Source organism: Aliivibrio sp. A6 (assembly GCF_028765505.1).
Classification (GTDB): domain Bacteria; phylum Pseudomonadota; class Gammaproteobacteria; order Enterobacterales; family Vibrionaceae; genus Aliivibrio; species Aliivibrio finisterrensis_A.
Genome location: NZ_JARACR010000011.1, coordinates 62,460 through 83,318, shown reverse-complemented (window position 1 = coordinate 83,318; position 20,859 = coordinate 62,460). Strand labels below are relative to the sequence as shown.

General features: G+C 40.9%; 17 protein-coding genes. 14 read left to right on the top strand and 3 right to left on the bottom strand.

Going from position 1 to position 20,859, the window contains the following annotated elements; genetic code table 11:
* Window positions 1-122: 122 nt before the first annotated feature.
* Both PVK70_RS08730 and pabB read right to left on the bottom strand, forming a co-directional pair.
* Complete coding sequence (locus tag PVK70_RS08730) at window positions 123-596, bottom strand: NUDIX hydrolase (RefSeq protein ID WP_242504768.1); 474 nt, start codon at window positions 594-596, stop codon at window positions 123-125.
* Window positions 597-612: 16 nt separating this feature from the next.
* Window positions 613-1,983, bottom strand: coding sequence for an aminodeoxychorismate synthase component I (gene pabB, locus PVK70_RS08725; protein WP_130047867.1), 1,371 nt, complete (start codon window positions 1,981-1,983; stop codon window positions 613-615).
* A 166-nt stretch (window positions 1,984-2,149) separates the two neighbouring features.
* Between pabB and PVK70_RS08720 the strand changes: the two genes are divergently transcribed.
* The 6 genes from PVK70_RS08720 (at window position 2,150) to PVK70_RS08695 (ending at window position 9,967) form a co-directional block, all read left to right on the top strand.
* A complete protein-coding gene (locus PVK70_RS08720; RefSeq protein ID WP_130047866.1) occupies window positions 2,150-3,676 on the top strand; it encodes a fumarate hydratase in 1,527 nt (508 codons plus the stop codon).
* Window positions 3,677-3,820: 144 nt separating this feature from the next.
* Window positions 3,821-4,177, top strand: coding sequence for a DUF2799 domain-containing protein (locus PVK70_RS08715; protein WP_105054588.1), 357 nt, complete (start codon window positions 3,821-3,823; stop codon window positions 4,175-4,177).
* A 95-nt stretch (window positions 4,178-4,272) separates the two neighbouring features.
* Window positions 4,273-5,307, top strand: a complete 1,035-nt coding sequence (locus PVK70_RS08710) for an efflux RND transporter periplasmic adaptor subunit (RefSeq protein ID WP_130047865.1) — start codon at window positions 4,273-4,275, stop codon at window positions 5,305-5,307.
* 2 nt (window positions 5,308-5,309) lie between these two features.
* Window positions 5,310-6,389, top strand: coding sequence for an efflux RND transporter periplasmic adaptor subunit (locus PVK70_RS08705; RefSeq protein WP_130047864.1), 1,080 nt, complete (start codon window positions 5,310-5,312; stop codon window positions 6,387-6,389).
* The gene (locus tag PVK70_RS08700) at window positions 6,389-9,466 is read left to right on the top strand and encodes an efflux RND transporter permease subunit (RefSeq protein ID WP_130047863.1); all 3,078 of its coding nucleotides are present in this window, start codon (window positions 6,389-6,391) and stop codon (window positions 9,464-9,466) included. Before PVK70_RS08705 ends, PVK70_RS08700 begins: the two co-directional genes overlap by 1 nt.
* Before the next feature lie 138 nt (window positions 9,467-9,604).
* Window positions 9,605-9,967 (top strand): DUF2750 domain-containing protein, encoded by a 363-nt coding sequence (locus PVK70_RS08695; protein WP_374954013.1) that lies wholly within the window; start codon window positions 9,605-9,607, stop codon window positions 9,965-9,967.
* A 106-nt stretch (window positions 9,968-10,073) separates the two neighbouring features.
* Here the strand turns inward: PVK70_RS08695 and PVK70_RS08690 are convergent, their stop codons facing one another.
* Window positions 10,074-11,264, bottom strand: coding sequence for a cystathionine beta-lyase (locus PVK70_RS08690; RefSeq protein WP_130047862.1), 1,191 nt, complete (start codon window positions 11,262-11,264; stop codon window positions 10,074-10,076).
* Window positions 11,265-11,418: 154 nt separating this feature from the next.
* On the opposite strand from PVK70_RS08690, the gene PVK70_RS08685 reads away from it, so the two are divergent.
* The 8 genes from PVK70_RS08685 (at window position 11,419) to PVK70_RS08650 (ending at window position 20,770) form a co-directional block, all read left to right on the top strand.
* Complete coding sequence (locus tag PVK70_RS08685) at window positions 11,419-11,769, top strand: hypothetical protein (protein WP_105054594.1); 351 nt, start codon at window positions 11,419-11,421, stop codon at window positions 11,767-11,769.
* 198 nt (window positions 11,770-11,967) lie between these two features.
* A complete protein-coding gene (locus PVK70_RS08680) occupies window positions 11,968-13,731 on the top strand; it encodes a type I restriction-modification system subunit M (protein ID WP_130047861.1) in 1,764 nt (587 codons plus the stop codon).
* The gene (locus PVK70_RS08675; RefSeq protein WP_130047860.1) at window positions 13,724-14,944 is read left to right on the top strand and encodes a restriction endonuclease subunit S; all 1,221 of its coding nucleotides are present in this window, start codon (window positions 13,724-13,726) and stop codon (window positions 14,942-14,944) included. Before PVK70_RS08680 ends, PVK70_RS08675 begins: the two co-directional genes overlap by 8 nt.
* A 174-nt stretch (window positions 14,945-15,118) precedes the next feature.
* Entirely contained in the window at window positions 15,119-16,387 is a 1,269-nt protein-coding gene (locus PVK70_RS08670; protein WP_130047859.1) for an AAA family ATPase, read from the top strand.
* A gap of 27 nt (window positions 16,388-16,414) precedes the next feature.
* Complete coding sequence (locus PVK70_RS08665) at window positions 16,415-16,621, top strand: hypothetical protein (RefSeq protein WP_207216404.1); 207 nt, start codon at window positions 16,415-16,417, stop codon at window positions 16,619-16,621.
* A complete protein-coding gene (locus PVK70_RS08660) occupies window positions 16,618-16,806 on the top strand; it encodes a hypothetical protein (protein WP_207216403.1) in 189 nt (62 codons plus the stop codon). The genes PVK70_RS08665 and PVK70_RS08660 overlap by 4 nt, the downstream gene beginning before the upstream one ends.
* A 27-nt stretch (window positions 16,807-16,833) precedes the next feature.
* Window positions 16,834-20,052 carry a type I restriction endonuclease subunit R gene (locus tag PVK70_RS08655; protein ID WP_130047858.1) on the top strand — a complete coding sequence of 1,073 codons (3,219 nt, stop codon included), beginning with the start codon at window positions 16,834-16,836 and terminating at the stop codon, window positions 20,050-20,052.
* Between the two features lies 1 nt (window position 20,053).
* Window positions 20,054-20,770, top strand: a complete 717-nt coding sequence (locus tag PVK70_RS08650) for a M48 family metallopeptidase (protein WP_130047857.1) — start codon at window positions 20,054-20,056, stop codon at window positions 20,768-20,770.
* Window positions 20,771-20,859 lie beyond the last annotated feature (89 nt).

The window sequence follows — 20,859 nt, the reverse complement described above, 5'->3', positions numbered from 1 at the left end:
TTTTCTAAGTTGTAATGTAATTCATTGCGTGAATTATTTCAGCGGTAATACCCCAAATGAGTTTTTTATCAAAAGGAATAAAAATCAGATCATAAGTATGATTTTTGTTAAATACGTGGTGTTTATAGGTGTTTATAGGTGTTTTTAGGGTTAATTAGATGATTTATCGGTGCTTCAAATGTGCTACTAACCTCACCGTAATCGATTGCGGTGGTATAATTTTCATCAATCAATGCAATGATAGGGGTTACTTTATAGCCAGATATTGTTGGTATTGTGTTAAGTTTTGCTAATGGTTTTATGTGCGCAGGATCAATGCCAATTTCTTCATTTGTTTCACGAATCGCAGTATGAATTAGGGATAAATCGAAGGGTTCAACCTTGCCTCCAGGGAAGCTAATTTGGCTAGGATGATGACGTAAATGTGACGCTCTTTGAGTTAAAATTAGGTTGAAACCAGATTCTCTTTTTACGATAGGAACAAGAACAGCAGCAGACTTAAAACTGCCGTTCGTTAGTCGTGGATGGGAGAGTAAACTGGAACTGTAATCAATTGGTTTATGAAGTAACAAATAAGAAAGTAAATGCGTATCCATAAACCGATCCTTATAACTATAAAATGGGTAAAATTTTGCTTAGCTTATGCAGTGTCTCTTCATATTCTAGTTCAGTTTGGCTATCGGCAACAATACCGCCGCCCGCTGAAGCGTATATTGTATCTTGGTAGGCTATTAATGTGCGTATAGTAATACTCGTATCCATATTCCCACAACGGCTAATATAACCAATACTGCCACAATATAAGTTACGACGATGAGGCTCTAGCTCTTCAATAATCGCCATAGCCCTAATTTTGGGAGCCCCAGTGATTGATCCTCCGGGAAAAGAAGCACTCAATAAATCACTAATAGTATAGTTGTCATCTAATTCGCCAGTAATTGTACTTACTAGATGATGAACAGCAGGAAAGCTTTCAATATCAAATAATTTAGGCACTTTTACCGATCCAGGCTTGGATACTCGTCCAATGTCATTACGCAGTAAATCGACAATCATTAAGTTTTCAGAGCGATCTTTAGCGCTATGACGAAGAATATCCGCTTCTTTAGCATCTAATTCAGGATCATTTGAGCGAGGGCGAGTACCTTTAATGGGCTTTGTTTCTATTTTACGATCTTTTACCTGTAAAAAACGCTCTGGTGAGACGGACAAGATGGTAAGTTCTGGGGTTCTAATAAACGCAGAGAAGGGTGCCCCATTTTGGGTTGCCAATTTTTGATACGCTAACCATTCTGAACCTTGATATTGAGCATGAAAACGCTGAGCAAGGTTAATTTGATAGCAATCTCCTGATTTAAGGTATTCCTGAATCGCATCAAATTTAGCGCTATATTCCGCTTGAGTCATATTCGATTGCCATTCAGACACTAAATTAAAATCAGCTTTCTTTTCTTTTATCGCTATAAATTGCTGTAGCCAATAGAGACGATTACTCCCTTGTGGTTGTATTAAAGTGAGGGTACACGTTTTATGATCAGCAATTAGGGCCCAGTCATAGATCCCAACAGCCATATCAGCGGTTGGAATATCTCGCTCAGCAATACTAGGCATAGATTCAACTCGGCGACCTAAGTCATAACTGAAGTAACCTAACGCTCCGCCAATAAAAGGAAGACCATTTATTGAATGGCAATGAGGCGTTAATCGTTCTTGATAATGTGCAAGCAGTTTAAAAGGGCAGGCTTCACTGGTTACAGGCTGCTTTCCTATGACATTAATAGAAGTGACATCTTGGTGGGTTTGCAATGTTGCTATTGGATCCGCCACTAAAATATCGTAACGATTATCAACATGTTCTTTGGCAGATGAATGCAGCAGCATTGCCCAAGGTTGGCTTTCAATGGCAGAAAATAAATCAACCACAGAAGTAGATTGATAATCAAGTAGGGTAATAAGTGGTTTTGCATCTAATTGATTGTTCATTTTAAGTTTTATAACCAGAATGTGATGAGCAACGATAGCCTTGGATGGGGAGCAAGAGTATCATATTGGCTGTTCTAAAAGAAAATAATAGATTGGTGATCGCTCACGTCACTAAGTAAAAAAACAGACTTAACACGCCATGGAAGCATATATATAAGAGGATTTAATGATGACTGTTGGTAAAGAAACTATCATCCGCAATGAAGACGTGATCAGCTCAGTGGCTGATGCATTACAGTATATTTCTTACTACCACCCACTTGATTTTGTTCAAGCACTAGAAAAAGCATATCACAGAGAACAAAGCCAAGCGGCGAAAGACGCAATCGCTCAAATTTTAATAAATTCACGTATGTCGGCTGAAGGGCATCGTCCTATTTGTCAGGATACGGGGATAGTAACTTGCTTTGTTAATATCGGCATGAATGTATGCTGGGAAGGAGATTTAACCGTCCAGCAAATGATTGATGAAGGAACTCGTCAGGCGTACACGAATCCAGATAACCCACTTCGAGCTTCAGTACTTTCTGATCCTGCGGGTAAGCGAATTAATACAAAAGACAATACGCCTGCGGTAGTTCATATTAATATGGTACCAGGTGATAAGGTTGAGATTCAGATTGCAGCAAAAGGCGGCGGCTCTGAAAATAAAACAAAAATGGTGATGCTAAATCCTTCAGATGATGTGGCGGAATGGGTAGAAAAGACCTTACCATTAATGGGAGCCGGTTGGTGTCCACCAGGAATGCTAGGTATAGGTATTGGTGGAACCGCTGAAAAAGCAGCTGTATTAGCAAAAGAATCATTAATGGAGCATATCGATATTCAAGAGTTGATCGATCGTGGTCCTGAAAACGCAGAAGAAGAGCTTCGTCTTGATATCTTTAATCGCGTGAATAAGCTTGGTATTGGTGCGCAAGGCCTTGGTGGTTTAACAACCGTTGTTGATGTAAAAATCAAATCCGCACCAACTCATGCAGCATCAAAACCCGTATGCATGATCCCAAACTGTGCAGCGACTCGTCATGTTCATTTTACACTTGATGGCTCAGGCCCGGCGGACTTACAACCACCAAAACTTGAAGAGTGGCCAGATATTACGTGGGAAGCCGGTGCTAATACACGCCGAGTTAACCTTGATACGATCACAAAAGAAGACGTACAAGAATGGCGAACGGGTGAAACGGTTCTGTTAACTGGGAAAATCTTAACAGGCCGTGATGCAGCGCATAAGCGTCTTCAAAGCATGATTGAAAGTGGAGAGGGTTTACCTGAGGGCGTTGACTTCAATGGTAAGTTTATTTACTACGTCGGCCCAGTTGATGCGGTTGGTGATGAAGCCGTAGGCCCTGCTGGCCCAACAACGTCCACTCGTATGGATAAATTTACCGATATGATGCTTGATACGGGCTTAATGGGCATGATTGGTAAAGCAGAGCGTGGCCCAGCAACGGTTGCGTCTATTAAGGATAAAAAAGCCGTGTATTTGATGGCGGTAGGCGGTGCGGCTTATTTAGTAGCTAAAGCGATTAAAAAAGCACGAGTAGTGGCTTTTGAAGACTTGGGAATGGAAGCCATTTATGAATTTGAAGTGGAAGATATGCCAGTAACGGTTGCTGTTGATTCAACAGGGGCAAATGCGCATCAAATCGGCCCAGATACATGGAAAGTTAAAATCGCTGAAATGAATTAATTGATTTATATTTCTAGGATTTAAGAAAGCACTCATAAATTGAGTGCTTTTTTTATACTTGTGTTTTTAATGTTAACTATTTAGGTCTAAACTAAGTTATTATGTTGTTGATATTATGTGATTTAGATTGTTCTTGGAGGAAGTATGAAGCAGAAAGTTGTTAGTCTAATGATGTTGTTATTAGTTGGCTGTACAGCTTCACAATCTGAAGTAAAAGAAAAAAATACGGATGATTGGTTCCAATATGGAGAGCAAAGAGCAAAAAATGGCTTTTTAGTTCAAGAAAAGGAAACTCTAGAAAGTGCAAACCCAGAGGAGGCGGTTACGGAGGCATTCTATAATGCGTACCTTGAAGGGCATACCTCTGGAACGACTATCTATTGTTCTCAAGAAGCCTATATTTTAGGGTTACGTGAAGCGCCATATTTTGGCATTTGCGATCAAGTTATGCCTGATTTTCGTGCTGAGTATGAAAAAGGGAAAAATCATAAAAAAGAATAAATAAGAGTATTTTTATAACTTATTATTCTTATTGACTGGATGACGGTAGGGATATGAGGAATAATTCTTATATATACCATTACAAGGAACGGTTTATGTTCAAAAAAACGATGGTAGCGACGGTGTTAAGTTCAACGCTTCTTATTGGGTGTGGAAAACAAGCCCCAGTAATTGCTGAACCAGAGTCGCGACCAGCTAAAATAATGACCGTCACTGTTGGCGATCATGAAACTTCTCGATTGTTTCCAGCGCAAGCTGAAGCCGGAGATAAAGCAGTTCTTGCCTTTCGGGTTCCCGGTCAACTTAATAGCTTAGATGTTCATGCGGGTCAATTAGTTACCAAAGGGCAGTTACTAGCAACAATAAACCCTGATGAGTATCGTTTGATTCAAAAGCAGGCACAAGCACAGTACAGACTGATTGATGTTCAATACCAACGTATTAAAAAACTGCGTAAAGACAAAGTCGTCTCAGAGCAAGATTACGACAGTGCTGTAGCGAACAGAAAAACAGCGAAAGCGACGTTAGATCAAGCCAGTGCTAATTTAAGCTATACCCAATTAAGTGCTCCTTATGATGGCACCATTTCGTTATTACCTGCTGAAAATTATGAATATGTCACTGCTAAGCAACCCATTATGCATATTCAAACCAATGATATCTTATATGTTGCCTTTCAACTTCCTGATTATCTATTGCAACGCTTTAGTTTTACTCAAGTCTCCGCTTCCGTTACTTTCGATTCATTCCCAACGGTTAGTTTTCCTCTAGAATTTGAAGAAATTGATACCGAAGCAGATAGCAAGACATCAAGTTACACGGTAAAAATGAGCATGCCAAGACCAAAAGACTTAGGCATATTACCGGGAATGTCAGGCCAAGTGAAAGTGACTATTCCAAAAGGTGGCAGTGAGAAGCTTCCGCTTTCAGCGATTGAACAAGACGGCGATACCACTTATGTATGGCGTGTTTCTGAGCAAGGGATCGTTGAGAAAATCGCGATAGAGTTGAATGAAAAACGACAAGTAATTTCGGGGCTTAATGATTCTGAGCAAATTGTATCTTCAGGTATTTCTGGACTAGAAGAAGGAATGAAAGTACGCAAATGGGTTAAGGAGAGAGGATTATAATTATGCAGAATTTAATGAAACTATCCTTACTTTCAACAGCGATATTACTCACTGCTTGCAGTCCAGCCCCTATGGATACAGAAATAGAAGCTCCTAATGTTATCGTTAAAAATATTGATTCAGGTTTAGTCAGTGATCGCCTTTATCTTCCTGCTGTTGCAACAGCGGCTGATCGTTCCCATTTAAGCTTTAGACTTTCTGGCGAAGTTAAGGAACTTAATGTTCGTCCAGGTGAGACAGTTAAAAAAGGGCAAGTATTAGCAGTATTAGATAAAACCGATTTCAACATCGATGTTGATAATGCGCGCGCAAGGTACAGTGTTGCAAACAGCCAATATAAACGTTCAAAACCATTAGTTGATAAAGGCTTACTGGCAAAGTCGCAATTTGATGAATTAGCCGCGCAGCGTCAAATAGCATTAGCTGATTTAGAGCTAGCGAAACTTCGACTGAGTTTTACTGAACTAAAAGCCCCAATTGATGGTGTTATTTCACGAGTAAGTATTGAGCAATTTGAAACAATTCAAGTAGGTCAGCAAATAGTGAATATTAACAACAAAGATTCCGTTGATATTATTGTTCAAGTACCTGATAAATTATATTCAAAGCAACCAAACCAAGGTGTTGTAGAGTTAATTCAAGCATCTGTTCGCCTTGATAATGGACAGTCTTACGATGCAAAAGTGAAAGAGTATACAACAGAGCCTGATCCAGAGTCTGGAGCGTATCTTGTTACCTTAACCATGCCAATGCCAGAAGACCAATTTATTCTGGATGGTATGGCTGTTGAAGTCACTACAGAACAGAGCTCATTAAATGTAGCCAACCAATTTGGGCTAATTATCCCTATTGAAGCCATATTTAATGAAGATGGTGATGAGATTGATAAAAAAGAAAAATACGTTTGGGTTGTCGATTCTGACAATAAAGTAAAAAAACAAAAAGTAGTAACAACCAAAGCGACATCGTTTGGATTACGAGTTGTCGATGGTGTTTCAACAGGAGATCGTATTGTTATTGCAGGCGTCTCACGATTACGTGACGGCCTAGAGGTGAATATCATCAATACGGAGGAGAAATAATGAGTCAAGAAAAAGGAATTGCAGCTTACTTTATACAAAATAAAGTGATTAGCTGGATGTTGACTCTGATCTTTATGATTGGTGGTGCATCGGCTTTCTTTGGCTTGGGGCGATTAGAAGACCCAGCCTTCACCATTAAAGACGCCATGGTAGTAACCAATTACCCAGGAGCAACCCCTGAACAGGTAGAAGAAGAGGTTACTTATCCAATAGAGAAAGCTATTCAACAGCTAACTTATGTTGATGAAGTAAATTCAATTTCAAGCCGTGGATTATCACAAATAACGGTAACCATGAAAAACAATTATGGGCCTGATGATCTTCCTCAAATTTGGGATGAACTGCGTCGAAAAGTGAATGACTTGAAGCGTCAATTACCTCCGGGTGTTGGTGAACCGTCTGTTATTGATGATTTTGGTGACGTATATGGCGTACTTTTAGCCGTTACTGGGCAAGGGTATTCTTATAAAGAGTTGCTTGATTATGTTGATTATTTACGTCGTGAACTAGAATTGGTTGATGGAGTAAGTAAGGTCTCCGTTTCTGGTGTGCAACAAGAGCAAGTCTTTATTGAAGCGTCATTAAAACGAATGACAAGCCTTGGTATTTCACCTCAAACGTTATATGGCTTACTATCAAACCAAAATACAGTATCGAGTGCAGGTGCAGTAAAAATAGGTTCTGAATACATTCAAATACACCCAACGGGCGAGTTTGAAGATGTGTCACAACTTGGTGATTTAATTATTACCGAAGGCGGGGCACAAGGCCTTATTTACCTAAAAGACATTGCCGAAGTTAAACGTGGTTATGTTGAAGTACCAAGCAATTTAGTTAACTTTAATGGTAATTTTGCCTTGAATATGGGGATTTCTTTTAGTGCTGGCGTTAACGTTGTCGAGATCGGGAAACTGGTTGATCAGCGAATGCTAGAGCTGAAAGAACAACAGCCCATTGGTATTGATATTTCAGAGATCTACAGCCAACCAAAAGAAGTCGATAAATCCGTTAGTGGTTTTGTGGTCAGTCTTGGTCAAGCCGTTGCTATCGTTATCATCGTTTTACTGTTCTTCATGGGCGTACGTTCAGGCTTATTGATTGGCCTTATTTTGTTACTGACAGTGTCAGGCACATTTGTATTCATGAAGTACTTTGCGATTGACTTACAGCGTATTTCACTTGGTGCCTTGGTTATTGCTCTTGGTATGCTCGTGGATAACGCCATTGTGGTGGTCGAAGGCATACTCATTGGTATGCAAAAAGGACGAACTCGCCTGCAAGCGGCTACCGATATTGTTACGCAAACTAAATGGCCATTATTAGGTGCAACCGTTATTGCGGTAACTGCTTTTGCGCCTATTGGTCTATCGGATGATGCAACTGGTGAATATTGTGGGACCTTATTTACTGTTCTGCTTATTTCACTGATGCTGAGTTGGTTTACCGCCATTTCTCTTACTCCGTTTTTCGCTTCTTTGTTCTTTAAAGAGACAGTGCAAAATGACGAGGAAAGCTTAGAAGAAAAAGACCCATACAATGGGATGATCTTTGTTATTTATAAGCGATTTCTTGAGTTCTGTATGCGTTACTCAGCGGTGACGATGATCATCTTGGTTATTGCACTTGGCGGCAGCATGTATGGCTTTACTAAAGTTAAACAGTCTTTCTTCCCATCATCGACAACCCCAATCTTTATGGTGGATGTATGGATGCCTGAAGGGACAGATATTCGCTCGACTAATGCAACATTAAAAGAGTTAGAAGAGTGGATCTTAGAGCAAAATCATATTGAACATGTGACAACAACCGCAGGTAAAGGTCTACAACGATTCATGCTGACTTACGCACCAGAGAAGAGCTATGCAGCTTATGGTGAGATAATGACGCGTGTGGATGATTACTTAGCGTTACCTGATCTAATGGACAAGCTTCGTCAACATATCGAAGCCAACTATCCTCAAATTCAATACAAATTAAAACTGATTGAGTTAGGGCCAGGTGGCGGTGCAAAAGTGGAAGCACGAATTGTAGGTGCTGATCCTACAATATTACGTGGTTTAGCGGCACAGGTTATTGAGGTAATGCATAACGATTCTGGTGCAACAAACGTACGTCATGATTGGCGTGAGCGTACTAAGGTACTTGAGCCTCAATTTAACGAAAGTCAGGCGCGTCGATACGGTATTTCCAAAACGGATGTTAATGAACTGCTTGAAATGGCGTTCTCAGGTAAAGCCATTGGTGTGTACCGTGATGGGACAACATTGATGCCAATCGTTACTCGTTTGCCTGAAAATGAACGTGTAGATATTAGCACCATTGAAGGAATGAAGATCTGGAGTCCAGCGCTGTCACAATACATACCATTACAACAAGTGGTGCTAGGTTATGACGTGATTTGGGAAGATCCTCTGGTTGTGCGTAAAAACCGTAAACGTATGCTAACGGTAATGGCTGACCCTGATATTTTAGGGGAAGAAACTGCCGCAACATTACAAAAGCGTTTACAGCCACAAATTGAAGCGATTGATTTCCCTACGGGTTATAGCTTGGAGTGGGGCGGTGAATATGAATCGTCTCGTGATGCACAAGCGTCATTGTTCCAAACCATGCCAATGGGTTACTTGTTCATGTTCTTAGTGACTGTGTTCTTGTTTAACAGTGTGAAAGAGTCGGTGATTGTTTGGTTAACGGTGCCATTGGCACTCATTGGTGTAACCAGTGGTCTGCTCTTACTCAATACCCCATTTGGCTTTATGGCACTGCTTGGCTTCTTGAGTTTGAGTGGCATGTTATTGAAAAATGGTATCGTACTTCTTGATCAAATTGAGATAGAAATACACTCAGGAAAAGAACCCTACCATGCAGTCGTTGATGCCGCGTTAAGCCGTGTTCGTCCGGTTTGTATGGCAGCAATTACGACCATTTTAGGTATGATCCCACTATTACCAGATACCTTCTTTAAACCAATGGCGGTAACCATTATGTTTGGTCTAGGTTTCGCAACCGTACTGACCTTAATTGTGGTTCCTGTGTTGTATCGCATGTTCCATAAAATTAAAGTCGTCGAATACTAAAATAGACGCATAGAATAAATGTTCAAAAGCCCATATTAGAATATCTAGTATGGGCTTTTTTTGTGATATTCTATCTGGATAATACAAATGCAGTCCACATATTAGGAACAGTAAATGAGCCAATTAGATCAACAAGCAATGGACAAAATCGTAAATTCTCATGAAGAAGAGCGTTTTACTTACTTTATGAAAGAAGTTGTCGCTAATCGTGAAATTTGGATTTTGACTGATGAACACGGTTGTGTGATGTTGAATACCGAAGAAGAAGATTGCGTTCCTGTATGGCCAAATAAAGAGTTTGCAGAAGCATGGGCAACAGGTGAATGGGACGTATGTAAAGCAGAGTCTATTTCATTAAACAAATGGCACAGTCGCTGGACAACAGGTCTTGAAGATGATGAATTAGCGGTTGTAGTATTCCCAAATCAAAACGAAGAAGGGCAAATCCTTTTTCCCGACGAATTCGATTTTGAATTAACAAAACAAGAAAGAAAGCGTTAATTTTTTATCAGCATTGATATTAAATACAGACAGATATAAAAATGGCGACTAACAGGTATAACTGTAATCGCCATTTTTGTGTTCAACGCCAGATTAAACTACTGAATTAGGCAGATAGCGTCTCTTGGTAGCGTGCTAATCCTTCTTCTAAATCGTGAATCAAATCATCCACATCTTCTAGGCCAATATGAACGCGGATCAAAGTCCCTTCAAACTGAGGATGAGCCACCGTTCTTAACGCATTAAAGCTTTTTGGTTCATTCGCTAAGATCAAGCTTTCAAACCCACCCCAAGAATAACCCATACTAAAATGACTCATGCCATCAAGCAGGGCCGTTGTCGCTTTGCTATCAGATTGTTTTAGCACAAAAGAGAACAAGCCATTACAGCCTTTAAAATCACGTTGATAAAACTCATTGCCCGGGCAGCTTTCAAGTGCAGGGTGACGAACGTGATCAACCAGTGGATGCTGCTCAAGCCACTTAGCCACTTTAATGCTGCTTGCTTCGTGCTGTTTTAGACGTACGCCCATAGTGCGTAAACCACGCATCGCTAAATAGGCGTCATCAGGTGAAATACACTGGCCCATTAAATAGCTTTGTTCACGCAGTTGATCCCAATGTTTTTCGTTCGCTACTGCGGTACCAAGCATCACATCAGAGTGGCCGACAATGTATTTGGTTGCGGCTTGAATAGAGATATCAACGCCATGATCAAACGGTGAGAAGTTCACCCCCGCAGCCCATGTATTATCAAGCATAACGACAATGTCGGATTCATGCGCGATACGAGCAAGTAGCGGAACGTCTTGAACTTCCATCGTGATAGAACAAGGGGATTCAGTGAATAGCACTGTGGTATTTGGTTTAATTAGATCACGAATGCCTTCACCAATCATTGGGTCGTAATAGGTGGTTTCAATGCCCATTTTCTTTAAGATGGTTTCACAGTAATCACGAGTCGGTTCATAACAGCCATCGACCATTAAAATATGATCGCCGGTTTTTACAAAGCATAAAATCGCATTGGCAATCGCAGCAGTACCACAAGGGTAAAGCGCACAACCTGCACCACCTTCAAGTTCAACCATCGCATCTTGAAATGCAAAGTGAGTTTCTGTGCCACGACGGCCATAAAAAAGCGTTTGTTTTGCGCGGTTAATCATGGCGTGCGTTTTTTCAGCAACAGTATTAAATACTACAGTAGAAGCGCGTTGAACAGGAGGGTTTACTACGCCTTTTGTCCATTTTTTGCTACGACCAGCGGTGACGTATTTGGTCTCTAATTTATCTGACATCTGAATCCATTCAATTATAAGTAAATAATACCTCCATAAAGCCAAAGTGAAGGCGAAATATCAAGGATTAAAACGAATTCCTGTCGAATAAATTTTAATTACTGCTAAAATTGCGCTATCTAGATGACATGTTGACTAAAAGAGTTAAATTAAAATGCAACAGAATGAATTTGAAACACTAGTTAAAGAACTATGCCAAAAAGAAAATCTTCCTCAAGTGCTAGAAGCATTAAAAACGTGTGAAGACCAAGACATCGTTGAAGCGGCACAATCGCTAGCGGGTCAATTCCGTCTTGCTGAAGTTGAAGGCGAGCAACGTATTTATCATGTATTTAATGATGAAGACGAAAATGGCGAAGCACAAGAGCTTGCAGAGTGGATCATGAACGAAGGTGATGATGTTATTAAATTCATCGCTTGGTTCTTCTACGCAATGTTTGATATGAAGCAAAAAGAAACGTACCAAGCCGCAGGTAAAACGTACCAGCAGCCAAAGCGTTCTTAATCGCAGTTTAGTTATTCCATGACTTCCAAAAGCCAATGAATTGATTCGTTGGCTTTTTTCTTATCTATTGTCTACGTTTATCTGACGGTTCGATTGCCCCCAACGGCATAACCTCGTAAAATTCACCACATATCAATTCGTTTGAATAAACCCGTACAATTGAGTACGAGTTGCCCCTAATTTAATAGGCACAATTGCATGACTAACAAGCTATCTCTTCAACAGCTCGAATCCTTCTTATGGGAAACCGCCGACATTCTTCGTGGCAACATGGATGCGTCTGAATTTAAAGATTACATCTTCGGTATGATGTTTTTAAAGCGTCTATCGGATGCCTTTGAAGAATCTCAAGAAAAAGTCATTCAATACTACCTAGATAAAGGAAAAACACAGGCTCAAGCCGAGGAATTAGCGAATGATGAAGACGAATACGACAGCACCTTTTTTATCCCAGAAAACGCCCGTTGGTCAGTGCTTAAAGATTTAAAGCACAACATTGGTGAAAGCCTTAACAAAGCCACAGAATCGATTGAAGAGTTCAACTCGGCGCTAGAAGGCGTGTTAGTGACGATTGACTTCAACATCAAAAACAAATTGTCAGATAAAAAGCTGCAAGACTTACTGTCGCATTTCAATAAATACCGCTTACGTAATGAAGACTTTGACCGTCCTGATTTACTGGGTACGGCTTACGAATACCTGATTAAAATGTTTGCCGACAGCGCAGGCAAAAAAGGCGGCGAGTTTTATACCCCAAGTGAAGTGGTTCAGCTATTGGTTGAGTTATTAAAACCTCATGCAGGAATGCGTATTTATGATCCTACATCAGGGTCGGGCGGTATGCTTGTTCAAACACGTAACCAATTAGAAAAGCAGGGTGAAAACGCCGCTAACTTGTCACTGTATGGTCAAGAGATGAACTTGAACACATGGGCAATTTGTAAGATGAACATGTTCTTACATGGCGTACAAAATGCTGATATTCGTAAAGGCGATACATTGCGTGACCCACAACATACCGAAGGCGGCGAGCTAATGAGCTTCGACCGCGTTATTGCCAACCCACCGTTCTCACTGAAAAAGTGGGGCAAAGATGAGTGTGATAACGACGGTTTTGGGCGTTTCCCTTACGGCACACCACCAAAAGACGCAGGTGATTTAGCCTTTGTACAACACATGATCGCCAGCACCAACAGCGAAGGCATGGTGGGCGTGGTTATGCCTCATGGGGTGTTATTCCGTGGCTCAAGTGAAAAAGCCATTCGCCAAGGGATTTTAGAAGACGATTTATTAGAAGCCGTGGTGGGTTTACCATCAGGATTATTCTACGGCACTGGCATTCCTGCGTGTTTGCTGATCATCAATAAAAACAAACCAAGTGCACGTAAAGGCAAGGTGTTGTTCATTAATGGTGAATTGGAATTTGCAGAGGGCAAAAACCAAAACAAACTGCGTCCAGAAGACATTGCTAAAATTGTAACCACCTTTGAAAACCACTCGTTTGAAAGCCAGTGTGATATTAAGCGTTATGCGCGTGTGGTTCCATTCTCTGAAATTGCAGAGAACGATTTTAACCTTAACATTCGCCGTTATGCGGATACATCACCTCCGGCGGAGATCTTTGATGTACGTGCGATCCTTCATGGTGGCATTCCAATGCGTGAAGTAAATGACGAGTACATTCAAGAAGAGATGTTAAACGGCTTTGATGTATCGGTCGTCTTTGATATAAAAAGTGATAAAAATGACAACGACTATTATGCATTCAAACCAAGCATTGAAAGCAAAGAGCAGATCCGAGCGGTTGTTGAAGAAGCCGTCGGTGATGTTGATGCCAAGATCATCAGCCAACTAGAGCACTGGTGGGACAAATACCAAGTATCTCTGCATGAGTTAGATGCACAAGTGACCGAAGCCGAACAAGTAATGCAAGGATACTTGAAGGAGTTGGGTTATGAGTGAGTTTGTGCCTGAAGGATGGAAGGTAAGTTCTGTATCTGAAGTAGCTAATAACTTTGATGGTAAACGAGTTGCTTTAAAATCGACAGACCGAGCAGCCAGACAAGGACGATACCGATATTACGGTGCATCTAATATTATTGATTATGTAGATGATTATATATTTGATGGTGACTATATTCTCTTAGGAGAGGATGGTGAAAATGTACTATCGCGCAATCTCCCTCTTGCATTTATTGTTAAAGGTAAATTTTGGGTTAATAATCACGCTCACGTACTACAACCTAAAAAAAACATTGATATTGGATATTTATGCGAAGTATTGGAAGCATTTAATTATAAAAATATCGCTAGTGGTTCTGCTCAACCTAAAATAACTCAAGGTGCTTTAAATCAAATAAGCCTGTTATTTCCACCACTCCCAGAACAACAAAAAATCGCAGCGATTCTCACCTCAGTCGATGAAGTAATAGAAAAAACACAGGCGCAAATTAATAAGCTCAAAGACCTAAAAACAGGCATGATGCAAGAGCTACTAACGCGTGGTGTCGGTGTAGATGGAAAACCACATACCGAGTTTAAAGACTCACCAGTGGGCAGAATTCCGAAGGGGTGGAAGGTATTGCCACTTGCTGATGTGGCGGAGCGAGTAATCGACTGTGAGCATAAAACGGCACCATATGTTGAAAAGTCTGAATACATGGTTGTACGAACAAGCAATGTTAGGAATGGTGAACTCGTATTAGAAGATATGAAGTTTACACATTCTGATGGATTTAAAGAATGGACTAAGCGAGCGGTGCCATCTAATGGTGATGTCCTATTTACACGTGAAGCACCTGCTGGTGAATCATGTTTAGTTCCTTCAAATGTTAAAGTTTGTATGGGGCAGAGAATGGTATTACTGCGTCCAAATAGCGATGTAATAGATGCAGACTTTTTTTCGATATTTTTAACGTCTGAAATGGCAAGAAAAAGAATATTTGAGATGTCTATTGGCACAACAGTAAGTCGTATCAATATAGAAGATATAAAGAAGATACCTTGTGTGCTGCCACCTAAAAGTGAGCAGAAGAAAATAGCTCTGGCGATTAGTAGTATCCAGAATTTGTTACGGACGAAACAGCAAAGAATGGTTGCTATTAAGAATAATAAAAAAGCCCTTATGCAAGATCTCCTAACTGGCAAAGTACGAGTAAAGGTAGACACCGAATAACCACATTAGCGTCAATTACACCTTGGGTCATTGGTGATTATTATCAATGACCCCCCAAGTTACCCCCTAAGTCACCCCCCAAGTCGGGACATAAAAATAGTGAAGCAACCACCTGAAAAGACAGTGGTTATAGGTTAAGATGTTAGGCAGATATTTCTTTACGTTGGTAACTCAATGAAACTACATACCGTATCAGTTAAAAATTTTCGTTGTTATAAAGACGAAACATTTCGTTTTCATCCTCAAGTTAATTTAATTGTTGGGCAAAATGCGACAGGTAAAACAGCGGTACTGGATGCAGTTTCTGTCGCTATCGCAACATGGTTGCTTGGTTTTAAGAAAAAGAACGATAAAAAACGACTAGAGCCAAGTGATGCCACCTTATCGTATGTAGAAAAAGAAGATGAAGCTCAATTTATAGAGGCGTGGCCTGTGGTTGTTTCAGCCTCAGGAATGGTAAACGAAAAAGCCATCTCGTGGGAGCGTTCAAAAGAGTCCCCAGCGGGCAACACTCGCTATGGCAACGCAGGCGATCTAATTTCATTAGCGAAAGCGTGTGATGACAATCTTGCTGATGATATTTCACTGCCTCTTATTAGTTATTACGGCACCATGCGTTTATGGCAAGATCCTAAAGCATCGAAAGCCAAACCCTCATTAACTAAATCAAGTGCCAAGCCATCCAGACTTGATGGCTATAAGCATTGTGTTGATCCACGTATTGCCCTTAAAGAATTGGTTGCTTGGTTTGCTCGCCAAGAGTGGCAAGCGTTTCAGCTAGGTAAAGAGCCAACCATGTTGACGGTCGTTCGTAAAGCCGTGGTCAGTTGTATCGATAACGCAGAGCAGCTACGTTATGATCCAAAAAGGGAAGAGTTACTATTAACGCTCAAAGACGCAGAGCCTCAACCATTTAATTTATTAAGTGATGGTCAACGCTGTGTGTTAGCTTTAGTCGCCGATATCGCTCAAAAAGCCGCATTACTAAACCCACATCTTGGTGAAGCTGTTTTAGAACAAACAGAAGGTGTGGTTTTAATCGATGAGCTTGATCTGCATTTGCACCCAAAATGGCAACGTCATGTCATTGAGGATTTACGCACTACATTCCCAAATGTTCAGTTTATTTGCACTACGCATTCGCCATTTTTAATTCAATCTTTACGCTCAAGTGAAGAGTTGATCATGCTTGATGGACAAGTGCCAGTACAGGTCGCAAATAAAACCTTAGAAGACATTGCCGTTGGTATCATGAATGTCAATTCACCTGAAGTCAGTGAAAGATATTCGGAGATGAAAGGGGTTGCGACAGAATACCTAAAAGCCCTAAGTGAGACGGATATGGTGGCTGAAGATAAGCTTGAACAATATAAAGAGAGACTGGCTAACTCATTAGCACCTTATGCGGATAATCCGGCATTCCAAGCCTTTTTGGAAATGTAACGAGTCGCTAAACTAGGGGAGTAGATAATGCGACCAATCAGAAAAGGCGTTTCCCCAGTTGCTGGTGACTTTAATAAATACGAGGATGCTAAACCAGAACTGGTTAGTCGATTAGGTTTATATTGCAGTTATTGTGAAAGGAAAATCGTCACCTTATTGGCCGTTGAGCATATTGAGCCAAAAGATGGCGCTTATGGACAGCCGCATTTAGAAAAACAATGGTCATTGTTATGATGGCTAAGCAAACCGGTTTTTTTAGTATTTGGATGAAAGTATTCAATGCTTATCTCGATATGAAAGTTCGATTTATCCAGACGTTCGAAGGCACCGCAGAGAGCGGCTGTTTTGATATGACAACAGGTAATTCAATCGTACCTGCACTTAATTCAGATAGGCTTACCCAAGGCGGTAAAGTTTAATCCCTTCTTTTTAGCAGAGAATACATTTTGGCTAACAACGAATTCAATAAAGTAGAAGCCCCTGCCATTGCTCAGTTGGTTCAACTAGGGTGGACTTACATTCAAGGCAAACAACTGTCGCCAGATTATGCCTGTGCCGATGGTGTTCCTGAGCGTACTTACCTGCGTGATGTGGTGTTAGTCAAACGCCTTGAAGCCGCGATTAAACGCATTAACCCGTGGATAAGCGACGAGAACCTTCGCAAAGTCTCTCGTGAAGTCACGCACCCCAATTTTGCCGCCTTAATGGAATATAACCACGCCTTCTATCAAACCATGGTTAATTATCTCTCAGTAGAACAAGACTTAGGCAAAGGGCGAAAAGGGCAGACGGTTAAACTGGTTGATTTTGAAACCCCAAGCAATAACGAATTCTTATGTACTAACCAATTTAAAGTAGAAGGTACAAACCAAAGCATCATTCCAGATATTGTTTGCTTTGTTAATGGTATTCCGTTAGCTGTGATTGAGTGTAAATCACCGTATATCTCCGCGCCAATGAGTGATGGCATTAATCAATTGCGCCGTTACGCGAATCTACGCCATACCGATGATCACGAAGGGGCCGAAAAACTGTTTTGGTATAACCAACTCATGGTATCGACTTGTCGAGATCAAGCCAAAGTGGGCACCATCAGCTCAAACAGTCAGCATTATGGTGATTGGAAAGACGCGTATCCTTTTTCTGATGCACAATTAGCACAACAGTCATTACGCGATAATATCGTCCCACTTCGTTCTGCTATTACGGTTCAAATCCCTGATGATGCGTTAGACGAGAGTGAAGATAACTCAGCAGAGCATGATGAATGGCAACAAGCCGCCGAGCCAGCAGCAAGTTATGAGGTATTAACAGAAGTCACCGCGCAACAGCGTTTATTGGCGGGCATGTTCAGTATTTCAAACTTTCTCGATATTCTGCAAAACTTCATTTTATTTGAAACTGATGATGGTCGCTTAATTAAAAAAGTGGCGCGTTATCAGCAATATCGAGCCGTTAATAAAGTGATTGAACGCTTGAAATCAGGCAAGGATCGAAAAGAAAGAAGTGGTGTAGTTTGGCATACACAAGGCAGTGGTAAATCGCTGACCATGGTGATGCTTGCAGTAAAAATGCGTCGTGATGAAGAATTAAAACAGTACAAATTGGTGTTTATTACCGACCGAACTCAGCTTGATGAGCAGCTATCAAATACCTTCCGTGATGCGCAGGGTGAGACGGTGTATAACGCAGGCTCTGTGGCAGAATTAAAAGAATTACTAAAGAAAGACAGCTCTGATCTTGTGACCGCGATGGTACAAAAATTTGCCGATCTTGAAAAAGAACAAGAGAAGCAAAAAACGGTAGCAGAAGGTTTTGCTGATTTAAACCCAAGCGACAAAATCATTGTCTTGGCTGATGAAGCGCACCGAACCCAATTTGGTGGTTTGGCAATGACGATTAATGCCGCATTACCGAATGCGCCTAAAATTGGTTTCACCGGAACACCATTGCTGAAAACTCAAAAAATGAGCCAAGCCTTTGGTGGTTACATCGATGAATACAAAATAAACCAAGCGGTAGAAGATGGTGCAACGGTTAAATTGCTTTATGAAGGCCGTGAAGTTAAATCAGAAGTGGCAGGTGATTCACTCGATAAACTTTTTGAGGAATACTTTGGTGAATACACTGAAGAAGAACAACGTGAGATCAAAAGAAAATACGGTGTAGAGAAGGCGGTTCGTGAAGCACCTGCTCGTATTCGTTGGGTGTGTATCGATTTAATCAAACACTATAAAGAACATATTCGTCCTGATGGCTTTAAAGCAATGATCGTGGTGGGCAGTCGTCATGCGGCGGCTATCTTTAAAAAGACGTTAGATGAATTAGGTGCGCCTCACTCAGAGGTGATTATCTCTGGCGATCACAATGATGAAAAGTACCTCTCTCTATACACAGATAAAGTGCATCAAAAGAAGGTTATCGCCAATTTTAAAAAGCCTTTTGGTATCGATAAACAAGGCACAGAAGAGAAAAATAAAAAGTTTAATAATACCGCTTTTTTGATAGTCAAAGACATGCTGTTAACGGGCTTTGATGCACCTATTGCTCAAGTGATGTACATCGACAGAAAGCTGCAAGATCACACGTTAATGCAAGCCATTGCTCGTGTGAACCGAACCTATAAAGGCAAAGAGTGTGGTTATGTGGTGGATTATCATGGTTTAGCGACCCATCTTACTGAGGCGTTAGAGTTGTTCAGCAGTGATGATATAGAAGGTTCGTATCAAAGCTTAAAAGATGAAATACCAAAGCTGAAAGCCAAGCATACGCGTGCCATGTCGTTCTTTAAGCAGGTACTTAAAAATGGCAAACCGAGTGACGATATTGATGATTACGTTTTAGCATTAAAAGATGAAACGGTGCGAGCGCAATTTAACATGGCATTCAAACAGTTTGCCAAGCAATTAAACGTTATTTTACCTGATGCCGAAGCGGCCCCGTTTATTCCTGATATGAAGTTATTAGGCAAGATCCATAATGCCTCAAAAACCAAATTTCGAGACGAAGGGCTAGATATGAGCGAGATTGGTGCCAAAGTGCGTCAATTGGTGGATGAGCATATTCTTAGTACAGGTGTTGATCCAAAAATCGCACCGATTGATTTGTTAGCGGCTAATTTTAAAGAAAGCATTACAGCGATTAAATCAGATGAATCAAAAGCCTCTGAAATAGAAAGTGCCATTAAGCACCACATTACGATTAATTTGGATGAAGACCCAGAATATTACCGTTCGTTGAGTTTACGTCTGCGTGACATTATCGAAAAAACCGCAGGCAAATGGGCACAGCAGCTTGAGTTAATGTTAGAAATGAGAGGGGATATTGGGTCACAGTATCAACAAGCGGCGCAAGATGTCGGTTTGTCTGAAACGGAGTTCGCTTTTTACAATATTCTTATCGCTGAAGTCACCAACGTCAGTGATGGCGATGTGATTGCCGAATCAACCCATGATGAGATCAAAGCGGTAACCCAGGCGTTAGTGGTTATGCTTGATGAAGCAACGGAAATTGTCGATTTCTTCAATAAGCAAGATGAAATAAAACGCATGAAGAAAGAGATCAAACGTGCTGTGCTTGACCAATCCTTTGGTGATAAGGCCTTGGTGACGGTTCTACAAGATCGCTTTATGGACTTGGCGAAAACCAAGTTTGGAAATAAGTAGCATGGCAAAAGAGAAAAAGACAGAGCTGATCCAACGAGAAAGTTATTGCGTTTACATTGAGCGCACTTCTCGCAGAAAAACCGCGTCCATTAAAGTGGAAGAGGGAAAGGTCACTGTTGTTGTGCCAAGAAGGCTCGATCTTGATCGCATAGAAAAGGTAATTACAGATAAGCACGCGTGGATTATCGAAAAGCTCGCGTTAAATCAGCATGCGACACCAACGAATACGAGAGAGTATGTGTCGGGTGAAGCTTTCCCTTACCTTGGGCGAAATTATCGTTTAAAAGTAGTGGCGGGTGAGTTGACTCAAACCAAATTGGTCGCAGGGCGCATTTTGGTCACCGTGCCTGAACCTAAACATCAACCGCAGTATATTAATCGCGCTTTGGTTAATTGGTATAAGCGGAATGCTGAAAAGAAAATTCGTGAAAAAGTTCACCGCTATGCGCCGATGGTAGGGGTTGAAACCGCGGTTATTCGTATTAAAGAGTTTAAAAGCCGCTGGGGAAGTTGTACGCCTTACGGGGATTTAGAGTTTAATTGGTTAATTATGCAAGCGCCAAATCGCGTAGTGGATTATGTGGTGATTCATGAATTGTGCCATCTCATTCATCACGATCATTCACCTCAGTTTTGGAAAGAAGTCGAACGAGTAATGCCAGATTTTCAAGAGTGTAAAAAATGGCTTAAAGAGAACGGGCACCAGTTAATTGTTTAATCTATTGTTTTTATTATCAATAAATTGGCGTTTTTTTATGTGATCCTACGCATTAGCGTAAATGCTCTACTTCACAGTTTTATTGCAAT